This window comes from Streptomyces sp. NPDC026538, assembly GCF_055567535.1.
Window position 1 is genome coordinate 137,797 of the sequence record NZ_JBVHQG010000003.1, and the last position, 12,728, is coordinate 150,524.

The following is a 12,728-nucleotide window of genomic DNA, read 5'->3' on the forward strand; positions in this document are numbered from 1 at the left end:
GGGCATGACGATTTCCGACTGGATCATCGATGTGGCGCTCATCCTCGTGGTCATCAGGCAGATGCGGGAGGAGAGGCTGACGGCCTTCAGGCTGCTGCTGCCGCTGGGACTGATCACCTGGGTGGCGACCAGCTACCTGCACGACATCCCGACCGCGGGCAACGACCTCTCCCTCATAGCGGCGTTCGCCGGGATCGGTATCGCCTGCGGCGTGGCCGGCGGCCTGCTCACCCGGGTCCGCTTCGCGGACGGGCACGTCCGGGTCAAGGCGACCCTGGGCGCGGCGGCCCTGTGGGTCCTCAGCATGGGCTTCCGCCTCGGCTTCGCGATCTGGACCTCCCACCCCTCCGGCGAGACCCGCATAGCCCACTTCTCCGCCACCCACGACATCACCAGCGGACAGGCGTGGGTCGCCGCCCTGGTCCTCATGGCCGTCAGCGAGGTCGTCATCCGGTTGGGCATCATCGTCGTACGCGGCCAGGCCCTCCGCGGCCGCGAGCGCACCCGCGTCCTCACCACGGCGTGAGCCGCGCCCAACCGCCCCCCGCGGGCCGTCCGACCCGCCCCGCCCGCTGTCAAATCCCTGTGCTAGGTTGCGCCCCTTGATCGTGAGGGTTATGTGGGGGGCTTTCATGAAGTCGGCACGAATCTCGGTGCCAACCGCCGCAGCACTGCTCCTGGGACTGACGACCGTCATAGGCCCCGGCGCGGCCGGCTCGTACGCGGCGTCGTCGGACACACCGCTGCCCATCGCGCACTTCGCGCACCTGGTCGTGGACGCTCCGCACGGGCACCTGTTCATCAGCGGCGGCGCCGGCACCGACGGCATTCTCGTCACCGACCTCGACGGCGGGAACCCGACGCTGATCGGCGACGAGCCGGGCGCCACCGGCCTCGCCGTCTCCGCGGACGGGTCCGCGCTGTACGCGGCTCTCCCGGGCCAGGACGCGATATCGGTGATCAGCACGGAGCAGCTGACCGAGTCGGCTCGTTACCCCACGGGCGCGGGCACCCGTCCGGACTCGCTGGCCGTCGCCGGGGGCACCCTCTGGTTCGGCTACGGCACGGCGGGCGACGGCGGAATCGGCTCCGTCGACGGAGCCGGTACGGTCACTTTGCGGCAGGATTCCGGCAGTTGGTCAGCAGCGCCCATGCTGGCGACGACCCCGACACCCTCCGGCGTACTCGCGGCCGCCGTGCAGACGGGCGACACCTCCGCCCTCGTGACGTACCAGGCCGAGGACGGGGCCCTGACCCGCCAGGCCGCGAAGGAACTGCCGGTCCCCGACCTGAGCGACCTCGCGGTCACGGCGGACGGACAGCACGTGGCGGTGTCGTCCTGGCTGGGCGCGACCGCCAACCGGTACCGCACCTCGGACCTGGCGGTGGACGGGCGCTTCCCCGAGGCACTGGCAGGCAAGGCCGTCGCCGTGGCCCCGGACGGCACCCTGGCCGGCTGCGGCTGCAACTACGGGTTCGAGGCCTTCCCGGAAACCGGCACAGGCGTCTACAACCTCTACGAGATCAACGCTCCGCTGCACCTGGCCCCGCACGGCCTCGCCTGGACCCCGGACGGCAGCCGGCTCTACGGCGTGGCCGTGGACGCCTCCGGTGGAACACCGACGCTGCGGACAGCCCGTAACCCGGAGACCGCGTGGGTCAGGCTCGGCGGCAGACCGACCACCACCCCGCTCGCCCCCGGCGAGGTCTACTCGTTCCAGACGTACTTCGATTCGTACCTCTCGCTGAGCGCCGGCCAGACCCTGCTGCCGGGCACCGTACGGATCACCCGCTACGACGATGCCGACCCGGACGGCGTGCTCGTCCCGGACCCGACGACCACCCCGGCGAGCGTCGCCGACTTCTTCGGCTCCTACTACGTCGCCGGCACCGCTCCCCTCACCGGCCCGCTGAGCTTCCACGTCGACTACTCGGGAAGCGGCCACTACGGCCCGGCCGCCCAGACCTTCACCGTCCCCGTCGCGAAGTACGCGCCCACCATGGCGCTGACCGCTCCCTCCGCCGCCGGTCGTGCCGCACCACTGACCGTCACCGGTCACCTCACCTGGCCGCACGCGCATGTGAAGACGGGCGCGGTGCACGTCGTCAAGACCGACCTGGCGCACCCCTCCGGCTCCTCGGCGGGCACCGTCTCCGTCGCCGCCGACGGCACCTTCGCCTTCCACGACACCCCGCAGGCCGGCGGCACGAACACCTACGCCTTCACCTACGACGGCGGCACGTCCTACCTCCCGGTCACGGCGTCGGCGAAGGTGCAGGTCTCCCGGGCCACTCCCGCCCTGACCGTGACGACCGACGCGAAGTCGTACCACTCCGGCGCGACCGTCAAGGTCACCGCGCACCTGGGGACCACGTACAACTCCCGCACCGTGACGCTGTACGACCAGCCCGCGGGCAAGCCTCGGGCACAGCTCAAGAGCGGCAAGGTCGACGCGCACGGGAACCTCGTCACGTCGTACAAGGTCACCCGCAACACCGTCTTCAGCGCCGCCTTCGCGGGTGACTACCGCTACGCACCGCGCACGGTGACCACGGGCACGACCCTCACACCCACGGTCCGCACGGAGCTGCAGTACCCGTGGAAGACCACCCGCATCGGCTCCACCACCTACCAGGTGTTCTACAAGTCCGAAGTCAACATGGGCTTCGACGTCCAGGTCAGGCCGAGTCAGGCCGGCGGCTGCGCCTCGGTGTACATCGAGCACTACTACTCGGGGTCCTGGCACCAGGCGACCTCGAAGAGCTGCGTCCCCCTGTACTCCGACGGCTGGTACGGCTACGCCCGGGCTCTCAAGCTCTTCACGAGCAACGACCACTACCGCGTCCGCGCCCACTACACACCACCGGCCAAGGGCGCGCAGACCGGCGGTGTCTGGACCGGATGGACCTACCTCACGGTCCGCCCCGGCAGCCCCTCGTAAGCCCGAACCTCGCGGCTGCCCCGCCCCGCCCGCCCCCACGCCAAAGGCCCCGGACGAACCCGGGGCCTTTGCTGTCTGTTGCCGGCGTGGCCGCTCCCGAGGTGGCGGTCGAAGTGGCCGCTAGGCAGCCCTGGGCCGCGCCGCGGGCGTGCCCGGGGCGGACTCCTGCGCATCCTCGGACCAGGAGATCTCGTCTTCTCCGAAGTCCGGGGCCTGGAAGGGCGTGGTCGTCGGAGGCGGCGATACGGCGGTGGAGCGGCGGGGTTGCCCTTCCACGGCGGAGAACAGCGACGTCGAGTCGATGAGAGGTCTGCCTTTCGTTACAGGTCCCTGACGGGACCCGGCGTGCCGTGACCGGGCACGGCGGTCCTACAGCTTGGTCATCTTGGCGTACGGGCTCAGGATCCGCATTTGCGCCGAACCGAAGTCCACGAGCGCCGCGGTTCCCTCTTCGATGCCGATGACCCGGCCGAGTCCGTACACGTCATGGGTGACCTGATCGCCCATGGCGAAGTGCTTGGGAGCCGGTGTGGCCGGGGCCTTGAAGGGGCTGGTAGGCAGATGACGCTTCGGCGCCGCAGGCTTAGTCATGGCTCAGTATGAGCCCACGCGGAGCCCGTTTCGCTGTGGCCGTCGGCACAGATCCACACGTGAACAATCGCATCATGCCACTGACCTGGTGTTTCCCGCTTAAATCACGCGTCGGTATCTGGCTCGGTCGAGGCACGAACCTCTGTCCGGGAAAAGGGGCGCTCCGGTACAGCCGGCGGCTCAGGTCAGCGTGCGAGGTTCCGCTCGAACCAGTGGTGGGCGTACCGCTCCGTGCTGAATGCCTCGACCTCCACGAATCCCGCGGTCTCGTAGAGGCGCCTGGCCTCGGCGAGCGTACGGTTCGTCTCCAGTCGTAGCGTCTCCATCCCGCGGATGATCGCTTCGTCTGCGAGACGCTCGAGGATGCGACGGCCCAGGCCGAGGCCGCGGACGTCCGGGGACGCCCACATCCGCTTCACCTCCGCGATCCGCGTCGTGGGGTGAAGCTTGAGCGCCCCGCACCCCAGCGGAGTGCCCTGCGCGCTCGCCACCAGAAGCAGTCCGTCCGGCAGGGTCATCTCCTCGTCGCCGGCGGAGAGGCTGCGGGCGGGGTCGAAGCCGGTGTCGAACCGTCGTCCCAGTTCCTCGAAGTAGGAGCGCAGGCAGTACCGGGCGTCGGGGTCGCGTGGGTCCGTGATCTCAATCCGCACCTGTGAGGCCAGCAGCAGTCGTTCGACCTCCGTCATCGCCGCCGCCAAGCGCCCCCGCTGGCTGTCGGTCAGCGGATCGAGGATCGACTCCGCGAGTCCGTCCGACGCGCGGTCCAGCACCGCCCGCTCCGCGACGCCGGTCCGGGTGAGACGTACCTTCCGCACCCGTCCGTCATCCGGGTCCGGGTCCGTGGTCACCAGACCGTCCGACTCCAGCCGCCGCAGCTGCCGGCTCAGGTACCCGGAGTCCAGGCCCAGCCGCGAGCGGAGAACGCGCACCTCGGATCCGTCGGGCTCGATCTCCCACAGGAGCCGCGACAGGCCGAGTGAACGGTCCCGCGACAGGTACTCGTCGTTCAGCGCACCGACCCGCTGCGTGACCGCACGGTTGAACCTGCGCACCACTTCGATCTGCTCTCGTTCCATTCTCTGATGTTAGTCAGAGAAATATGGGGAAGCGAGGGCCCGCTGTCCGACCCGAAACGAGTGCCCACTGTCCGACCCACAACGAAAGAGGCCCCGGATCTCTCCGGGGCCTCTCACCTGTGTGCACTCGGCAGGATTCGAACCTGCAACCTTCTGATCCGTAGTCAGATGCTCTATCCGTTAAGCTACGAGTGCTTGTTCTCTTGTTTTTTCGTCTTCGCTTCCGGCCCTTCCGGCCCGCTCGCGGCGACAGGAAGAACATTACATGACTGCCGCCGCCATGTGAAATCCGTTAGGTGCACCCCTTGCGACCTGCGGAAACGTTAAATATTGGGGGTCCTGCGCGCTCCGGCTGACCGGCCGTCGCGGCGGCGTGCCCGGCGCTCCGGGCCACCGAGGGCCGACGGGAGCGGCGGTGATCACCAAACAACTCAGGGAGCCCAGACCGAAAATGGTCGAGCTCCCTGAGTCAGGTGCGGAGGCGGAGGGATTTGAACCCTCGATGGGCTTTAAGGCCCAAACCGCATTAGCAGTGCGGCGCCATAGACCGGACTAGGCGACGCCTCCCGCACAGCCGCCCGCGCGAGCGCGAGTGGTGCGTGCAGATGATGACACAGTCGAGCGTGCTGTCACCAATCGGCTCCCACGGTACTAGGCAGCCGGGCCGCAGGGCAAAGCCCTTCCGGCCCGTCCGGAGCGTGGCGCAACATCCGGGCCGCCGACGCGTTGGGCAGGGCATGTCTCACTTCGTCGTGCGGGGCGCCCTCGGAGCCGTCGCCGCCGTTCTCGGATCCCTCCCCGCCCTGCCCGCCTCCGCCGCCGGCCAGGGCGACCACCTCACCGTCACCGTCCTGCACGCCGGGGACGGGCGGGACGGGACGTACGAGCTGTCCTGTCATCCCGGCGCCGGCAGTCACCCGGACGTGGGCGGGGCCTGCGAGACACTCGACCGGAACACCCGCTGGGGACGCGACACCTTCGCGCCGGTCGCCCCCGGCGCCGCCTGCACCATGCTCTACGGCGGCCCGGCCACCGCCCATGTCACCGGTACCTGGGCCGGCCGCCCGGTCGACGCGGCCTACGACCGCAGCAACGGCTGCGAGATCGGCCGCTGGAACCGGATGGTGCCCCTGCTGCCCCCCTTGGGTCCATGAGCGCCGGGCTCGTCGGGCCCCCGCAACCCGGGTACAGCGCCTGCCCGCCCGTCAGGCGATTCGGCCGTCAGGACGGCACAGCCGTTTCACGGCGGAGGCCCCGCTCGCGTAAAAGTCCCGCGGAGGTACGGCGGAGGTGAGGCGTGTCGGGCACATGTTCGCCGTCACTTCGTCGTGCGACCTCCCTCTCATCCGGCGCCGTGAGCACAATCGGTGCCTTTAGACTCCCTCGCGTGACACGCCGCGGGCCGGTTGGCAAGATGGCCCGAGCGGTCGGCAAGGTGCGGTAACAGGGAGGAAGCGTCTCGTGAGCAGCAGGCCATCCCGAGGCGCTGCTCGCCTCGCAGCCATACTCGATGCGCTGCCGGACGCGTTGGTGCTGGTCAACGCCAACGGGACCGTCGTCAACGCGAACACGATCGCTCTGGAGGCGTTCGAGGCACCGGGTACCGCGCTGGTAGGGCGAGGGCTCCTGGATCTGCTGCCGCAGTTCGACTCCCGGCTCATCCCGGGGTCCATGCGGCGGCCCGATCACATGGATCCGCGCGGGCGGACCAAGCCGACCCGGATGGTGGCACGGCGGACCGACGGCTCGGAGTTCCCGGTCGAGGTCACCAGCGCCAACCTGGAGAACGGGCAGCAGGCGTACGACGGTTACGGCTACGGCGCCGACGAGCTGCTGATGCTCGTCGTGCGCGACCTGACCGGCACCGTGGACACCGAGGCCGAGCTGGCCCGCTCGCAGCGGCAGACCGAGATGATCCTGCGGGCCGCGAGCGAGGGCGTGGTGGGCACGGACACCGACGGGCGGATCGTGCTCGTCAATCCGGCCGCCGCTCAGATACTGGGATACCGGGCCGGTGAGCTGGGCGGCAAGGAGCTGCACAACCTGGTGCTGCACGCGCGCGCCGACGGCTCGCCCTTCCCGTACGCCGAGTCGCCGCTCGCCGACACCCTGCGCTCCGGACGCAAGCACCGGGTGCGCGGCCAGGTGCTGTGGGCCAAGGGCGACAAGAAGGTGCCGGTCGATCTGACGACCGCGCCGGTACGCGACGGCGACCAGCTCGTCGGCGCCGTGATGACCTTCACCGACCGGCGGCCGTACGACGCCCTGTCCGAGGAGAAGGACACCCAGGAGAAGGCGCACGCCGAAGAGCTGGAGCGGCTCTCCGAGGAGCACGCCTCCGACCTGACCGCACTGCGCCAGAAGCACGTCACCGAGGTCGAGGAGCTGCGCGAGCGGCACGCCGAGGAGTTGGCGTCCGGCGAGGAGCGGTACGCGGCCCTCGGCGAGCGCGAGAAGGACCGGTACGAGGCCCTCCACGGTCGCCACGAGCAGCTGCTGACCCTGCTCGCGCAGTCGCTGCGCGGCCCGCTCGACGAGCTGCGCCGGGAACTGGCCGCGCTCGCCGCCGACGACGCCGGGCAGCTGTGGCCCGAGGCCAACCAGGTACTCCACCACCTTTCGGCCGGTTACTCGCGCATCACCCAGCTCATCGACAACGTGCTCGGCTACCAGGCGCTGGACGCCGGGACCGAGAACATCAACCGCACGAAAGTGATGCTGGACGCCGTCGTCGCCGCCGGTGTGGACGGGGCGGTGGAGCTGATCGGGCCCGGCCGGGTCCAGTTCGCGGTGCACGCGCCGCCCATCGAGGCCGAGGTGGATCCGCAGCGGCTCGCCGTCGCCCTCGCCCATCTCGTCGCGGACGTCGCGGGTGTCGACGCCACCGGCAACGCGCCCGTCTCCGCCGGCGGCTACATGGACAACACCGTGGTGGTCGCGGCGGCGCAGCGCGGTGAGGTCGTCCGTATCGAGGTGCGCGGGCCGTACCCCGGGGGCGACCCGGTGCACGAGCCGATCGTGCGCGGGATCGTGCGCGCGCACGGCGGTGTGCTGCAGACGCACGAGGTGCCCGGCATGAGCGGCAGCGCGTTCGTCCTGGAGGTGCCGATCGGGGGCGGCGCCGGGGCCGTGCCCCCGCCGCCCGGTACGGCGGTGGCCATGATCCCGGCCGCCGACGACAACGGTGCCGGTGGCCGGCGGCGGGCCCGGCGGGCCTCCGTGGACGCCTTCCTGGAGAGCGACGGGCCCGGCGGCGAGGCCGCCGACGGCGAGGCCCCGGCCGTGCCGCCCACCGGGCGGCGGCGCCGGCGTGCCGCCGAGGCGGCGGCCCTGGAGAGCGGGCCCGCCGCGATCGAGAGCGCCGCGAGCATCGAGAGCGCGGAGTCGGCGTCCGGCGGTACCGGGCGGCGGCGCGGGCGCCCGGCCGACGCGGGCGCGGGCGATGACGCGCGGGTCGCCGGGATCGCCGGTGTCTCCGAGGGTGCCGTGGTGACGGCGGCCGAGCAGGGCGCCGGTACGGCCGCCGCGGGGACGGGGCTCGGTGGCACCGTTCCGCCGCAGGGCGTGCCCGCGCCGGCGGCGGGGCGACGCGCCCGGCGTGAGCCCGACGAACGGCAGGCGCTGCCGCCGGCGCTGCCCGCGGCCGCACCCGCTGCCGCTCCCGCGCAGGACGACGAGGCACAGCCGAGCGGGCGCCGACGCCGGGCGCTGGCCGCGGCGGCCGAGCGGGCGGAGCAGGCCGAGCAGCAGCAGGCGGGGCCCCGCCCGGTCTTCGCGCTGCCGCCCGCCGAGGCCGACCGCGCCCCCGAGCCGACCGCGGTGGCGGGCGAGGACGGGCGGCACGACGCCGTGGCGCACGACCAGGCCGAGGACCACACCCCGCCGCAGCCGCACCCCACCAACGCGCCGACGGGCCGCCGTCGACGGGCCGTGGGCCAGCCCGAGGAGGCCGCGCCGGCCGTGCTGCCGACGGTGCCCGCACAGGCGAGCGCACCCGGTCTGCCGGTCCCGCCGGGGCAGCTTCCGCCCGGGCAGCCCGGGCAGGGCATCCCGGCCCAGGTCGCCGCGCCGTCCGGCATCCCCGGCGCCCCGGCGGCCGCCGGTCAGCAGCACGTGCCGGCCGGTCAGCCCGGCCAGCCGGTTCCGCAGGCGCTGCCGGGCGCGGCCGCCGTTCCGGCGCAGGCACAGCAGCCACAGCCGCAGAGCCCCGCTCCGGTGACGCCGGGTCAGCCGATGCCCGCACAGCCCGCTCCGGCCGGCGCCCAGCCGCTGCCGGCGGAGGCCGCGCCCGTGGCCCCCGTGCCGCAGCAGTGGCCGGGCGGCGCCGACGAGGCGCCCGCGGCCGCCGCTCAACCCGCGCGTGCCGCACAGCCGTTGCCCGCCGAGGCGGCGGCGACGCCCGCGCCGCCCGACCCGGACTCCACACAGGGCCGGGCGTTCAGCGTGCGGACGCTGGGGCAGGGGGTGCCGTTCTCACGGCAGGCCGCTCAGGTGCAGCAGCCGACGACGACCCCGCCCCCGCACCAGCCGGGCGGCAACGGACGGCGCCGCAAGCTGGGCACACGCAACGAGCAGCAGCAGCCCGAGCAGGCCGCCCGGCCGCATCCGTCGGCCGAGCAGCCGGCGGCCCAGCCGCTCCCCCAGCCGTCGCTGGCCGGGCAGTCCCGCCTCGCGGGGGCCACCGAGGGCGCCGGGCGGTCGTACGCGATAGGCGCCCCGGACGTGAACGCCGCCGAGGGCCCGGAGCCGCTGGACGGTCCGGGCGGGGCGGTCGAGGTCGCGGATCCGCCGCGCCCGCAGCCGATGGACGACGAGCTGCCCCCGGAGCCGCTGGACAACCCGCGCCGGCTGCTGGTGTGGCCCGCGCCGGACGTCACCACCCAGCAGGCGCTGAGCGACCGCGGCTACCGGCCGGTGATCGTGCACTCCCGTGAGGAGGTCGACGCGCAGATCGCCGCGTTCCCGGCGGCGCTGTTCGTGGACCCGCTGACCGGGCCGATCACGCGGACCGCGCTGCAGTCGCTGCGGCAGGCGGCGGTGGCGGCCGAGGTGCCGGTGATGGTCACGGCCGGACTGGGACAGGCGACGCGCGAGGCGGCGTACGGCGCCGATCCCGCCGTACTGTTGAAGGCGCTCGCGCCCCGGGACACCGAACAGCATCCGCCGCGAGTGCTGCTCATCGAGGAGCACGCGGAGATCGCCCTCGCCCTGACCGCGACGCTGGAGCGGCGCGGGATGCAGGTCGCGCGGGCGGCGAGCGACGCGGACGCGGTGACGCTGGCCGGGCAGTTGCGGCCGAACCTGGTGGTGATGGACCTGATGCAGGTGCACCGCGGCCAGGCCGGCATCATCGACTGGCTCCGTACGAACGGGCAGCTCAACCGGACGCCGTTGGTCGTCTACACGGCGGCCGTCGACCAGGCGGACCTGCCTCGGCTGGCGTCCGGTGAGACGGTGCTGTTCCTGGCGGAGCGGTCGACGAGTGCCGAGGTGCAGGGTCGGATCGTGGATCTGCTCGCACGGATCGGGACGAACTGACGGATCGGGACGAACTGAGGGAGCGCCGTTCGGGGAACTGTCGTCGTCGGCCGGCGCGTCGATCGTGGCTGATCGCGTCCACGCGACGGTAGCCGCACAGCGAATACAGCCCCGCGCCCTTGCGGGGCGCTCCGGTGCGGAGCGCTCCCGCGCAGGGTGTCTTCAGAGGCTGGTGACGTCCAGTTCGCCCTCTGCGTAGCGCCTCCGCAGTACCTTCTTGTCGAACTTGCCGACGCTCGTCTTCGGTACCGCCTCCACCACCGTCCAGCGCTCCGGCAGCTGCCACTTCGCGATCTTGCCCTCCTCGGCGAGGAAGGTGCGCAGGGTCTCGAAGGTCGCGTTGGCGCCCTCCCGCAGCACGACCGTCGCCAGCGGGCGCTCGCCCCACTTGTCGTCGGGTACGGCGACCACGGCGGCCTCGGCGACGTCCGGGTGGGACATCAGCGCGTTCTCGAGTTCGACCGAGGAGATCCACTCGCCACCGGACTTGATGACGTCCTTCGCACGGTCGGTGAGGGTGAGGAAGCCGTCGGGGGAGATGGTGCCGACGTCACCGGTCTTCAGCCAGCCGTCCTCGCTGAACTTGTCGGCGGGGCGCAGCGGGTCGGCGTCGGGCCCGTTGTAGTAGGCGCCCGCGATCCAGGGGCCGCGCACCTCCAGCTCGCCGGCCGACTCGCCGTCCCAGGGGAGGCGTTCGCCGCCGGGGCCGCTGAGCCGGGCCTCGACACCCGCCGGGAAACGGCCCTGGGTGAGCCGGTAGGCGAACTCCTGCTCGGTGCCGACGGCATGGGCCGGCGGGCGGGAGACCGTGCCGAGCGGGGAGGTCTCGGTCATGCCCCAGGCGTGGCAGACCCGCATGCCCAGCTTGTCGAACGCGGCCATGAGGGAGGGCGGGCAGGCCGAGCCGCCGATGGTGACCTGGGTGAGCGAGGCGACGTCCCGGGGCCGGGCGGTGAGTTCGCCGAGCAGGCCCTGCCAGATGGTGGGGACCGCGGCCGCGTGCGTGGGCCGCTCCGTCTCGATCATCTCGGCGAGCGGGGCGGGCTGCAGGAAGCGGTCCGGCATGAGCAGGTTGACGCCGGTCATGAAGGTGGCGTGCGGCAGGCCCCAGGCGTTGACGTGGAACTGGGGCACGACGACCAGGGAGGTGTCCTGGTCGGTCAGGCCCATCGACTGGGTCATGTTGACCTGCATGGAGTGCAGGTAGATCGAACGGTGGCTGTACACCACGCCCTTGGGGTCGCCGGTGGTGCCGGAGGTGTAGCACATGGCGGCGGCCTGGCGTTCGTCCAGCTCCGGCCAGTCGTACGCGGTCGGCTTGCCGGCGATCAGGTCCTCGTACTCGTGGACGGCCACGGTCGCGCCGTCCAGCAGCGAACGGTCGCCGGGGCCGGAGACCACGATGTGCCGAAGCGGCTTGAGGTGCGGCAGCAGCGGGGCGAGCAGCGGCAGCAGCGAACCGTTGACGATCACGACCCGGTCGGCCGCGTGGTTCACGATCCAGACCAGCTGTTCGGCGGGCAGCCGCAGGTTGAGCGTGTGCAGGACCGCGCCCATGGAGGGAATCGCGAAGTACGCCTCGGTGTGTTCCGCGTTGTTCCACATGAGGGTGGCCACCCGGTCGTCGTCCTGGACACCCAGGTCGTCACGCAGGGCGTGGGCCAACTGGGCGGCGCGGGCGCCGACATCGGCGAAGCTGCGGCGGTGCGGCTCGGCGTCGCCCGTCCAGGTGGTCACCTGTGACTCGCCGTGAACCCGCGAACCATGCGTCAGGATCGTGGAGATGAGCAGCGGTACGTCCTGCATGGTGCTCAGCACGGCGTCCTCCCGGGGGCGACATTGCCTACTCGGCGGTAAAGGGGCTGCGCTGATTCTGCTCACATACCGGTCGGTATGTCACTAGGGGAGCGACAACTAACACCCGTCGGCGGCGGTCCGTCCGTTATCGGGCGACATCCAGTTCAGGGTCCTCGCGCAGCTTGCCGAGCGCCCGCGACACGGCGGACTTCACCGTGCCCACCGACACCCCGAGCACCTCGGCCGTCTGCACCTCGCTGAGGTCCTCGTAGTACCGCAGCACGACCATCGCCCGCTGCCGCGCGGGCAGCTTCATGATCGCCCGCCACATCGCGTCGCGCAGCACCTGCCGTTCGGCCGGGTCGTCCCCGCCGCCCACCGGCTCCGGCTCGGGCAGTTCGTCGCAGACGAACTCGTCGACCCGGCGCTTGCGCCACTGCGAGGTCCGGGTGTTCAGCAGGGCCCGGCGCACATAGCCGTCGAGCGCCCGGTGGTCCTCGATCCGCTCCCAGGCCACGTACGTCTTGGCGAGCGCGGTCTGGAGCAGGTCCTCCGCGTCGTTCGGGTTCGCGGTCAACGACCGGGCGGTGCGCAGCAGGACCGGCTGGCGGGCCCTGACGTACGACGCGAAGGACGGGTACGGCCGGGTCTGCCTCGCCGAGACAGCGGCGTCCGAAGCGCTGGTGCAGACGGGTGTGGTCATGGCTCCACGCTATGAGCGAACAGCGTGACGGCGGATCGGCCGCAGGTCCCGAAGGAGACTCCGCCTCAGGTTGTAGGGGTA

8 protein-coding genes and 2 tRNA genes are annotated in these 12,728 nt (G+C 72.0%); 4 read left to right on the forward strand and 6 right to left on the reverse strand.

The window, feature by feature from the left end; genetic code table 11:
• The first annotated feature begins 4 nt into the window (after positions 1-4).
• Together ACZ4N4_RS13760 and ACZ4N4_RS13765 are read left to right on the forward strand one after the other, a co-directional pair.
• Positions 5-526: a hypothetical protein gene (locus ACZ4N4_RS13760; protein WP_467587963.1), complete on the forward strand. Its 522-nt coding sequence runs from the start codon at positions 5-7 to the stop codon at positions 524-526.
• Positions 527-632: 106 nt separating this feature from the next.
• Positions 633-2,942 (forward strand): YncE family protein, encoded by a 2,310-nt coding sequence (locus ACZ4N4_RS13765; RefSeq protein ID WP_467587966.1) that lies wholly within the window; start codon positions 633-635, stop codon positions 2,940-2,942.
• A 369-nt stretch (positions 2,943-3,311) separates the two neighbouring features.
• Here the strand turns inward: ACZ4N4_RS13765 and ACZ4N4_RS13770 are convergent, their stop codons facing one another.
• The 4 genes from ACZ4N4_RS13770 to ACZ4N4_RS13785 all read right to left on the reverse strand — a co-directional run bounded on the left by ACZ4N4_RS13770 (position 3,312) and on the right by ACZ4N4_RS13785 (position 5,176).
• Positions 3,312-3,533: a hypothetical protein gene (locus ACZ4N4_RS13770; protein WP_453568293.1), complete on the reverse strand. Its 222-nt coding sequence runs from the start codon at positions 3,531-3,533 to the stop codon at positions 3,312-3,314.
• 185 nt (positions 3,534-3,718) lie between these two features.
• On the reverse strand, positions 3,719-4,609 hold the full coding sequence (locus tag ACZ4N4_RS13775) for a bifunctional helix-turn-helix transcriptional regulator/GNAT family N-acetyltransferase (RefSeq protein WP_467587969.1): 891 nt from the start codon (positions 4,607-4,609) through the stop codon (positions 3,719-3,721).
• A 122-nt stretch (positions 4,610-4,731) separates the two neighbouring features.
• A tRNA-Arg gene (locus ACZ4N4_RS13780) sits at positions 4,732-4,804 on the reverse strand.
• Positions 4,805-5,085: 281 nt separating this feature from the next.
• Positions 5,086-5,176 (reverse strand) — tRNA-Ser (locus ACZ4N4_RS13785).
• A gap of 170 nt (positions 5,177-5,346) precedes the next feature.
• Between ACZ4N4_RS13785 and ACZ4N4_RS13790 the strand changes: the two genes are divergently transcribed.
• Together ACZ4N4_RS13790 and ACZ4N4_RS13795 are read left to right on the forward strand one after the other, a co-directional pair.
• The gene (locus ACZ4N4_RS13790) at positions 5,347-5,763 is read left to right on the forward strand and encodes an SSI family serine proteinase inhibitor (RefSeq protein WP_467587972.1); all 417 of its coding nucleotides are present in this window, start codon (positions 5,347-5,349) and stop codon (positions 5,761-5,763) included.
• A 307-nt stretch (positions 5,764-6,070) separates the two neighbouring features.
• Positions 6,071-10,147 (forward strand): hybrid sensor histidine kinase/response regulator, encoded by a 4,077-nt coding sequence (locus ACZ4N4_RS13795; protein ID WP_467587975.1) that lies wholly within the window; start codon positions 6,071-6,073, stop codon positions 10,145-10,147.
• Positions 10,148-10,309: 162 nt separating this feature from the next.
• On the opposite strand, the gene ACZ4N4_RS13800 is transcribed toward ACZ4N4_RS13795, so the two are convergent.
• Both ACZ4N4_RS13800 and ACZ4N4_RS13805 read right to left on the reverse strand, forming a co-directional pair.
• Entirely contained in the window at positions 10,310-11,965 is a 1,656-nt protein-coding gene (locus tag ACZ4N4_RS13800; RefSeq protein ID WP_467587977.1) for a long-chain fatty acid--CoA ligase, read from the reverse strand.
• 124 nt (positions 11,966-12,089) lie between these two features.
• Positions 12,090-12,647, reverse strand: a complete 558-nt coding sequence (locus ACZ4N4_RS13805) for a SigE family RNA polymerase sigma factor (RefSeq protein ID WP_467587980.1) — start codon at positions 12,645-12,647, stop codon at positions 12,090-12,092.
• Positions 12,648-12,728: the final 81 nt, after the last annotated feature.

Excerpts from the sequence above, each read along its gene's own strand:
- ACZ4N4_RS13790 (WP_467587972.1), top strand. The coding sequence starts at position 5,347 with ATGTCTCACTTCGTCGTGCGGGGCGCCCTCGGAGCCGTCGCCGCCGTT.
- ACZ4N4_RS13805 (WP_467587980.1), bottom strand. The coding sequence starts at position 12,647 with ATGACCACACCCGTCTGCACCAGCGCTTCGGACGCCGCTGTCTCGGCG.
- ACZ4N4_RS13770 (WP_453568293.1), bottom strand. The coding sequence starts at position 3,533 with ATGACTAAGCCTGCGGCGCCGAAGCGTCATCTGCCTACCAGCCCCTTC.
- ACZ4N4_RS13760 (WP_467587963.1), top strand. The coding sequence starts at position 5 with ATGACGATTTCCGACTGGATCATCGATGTGGCGCTCATCCTCGTGGTC.
- ACZ4N4_RS13765 (WP_467587966.1), top strand. The coding sequence starts at position 633 with ATGAAGTCGGCACGAATCTCGGTGCCAACCGCCGCAGCACTGCTCCTG.
- ACZ4N4_RS13775 (WP_467587969.1), bottom strand. The coding sequence starts at position 4,609 with ATGGAACGAGAGCAGATCGAAGTGGTGCGCAGGTTCAACCGTGCGGTC.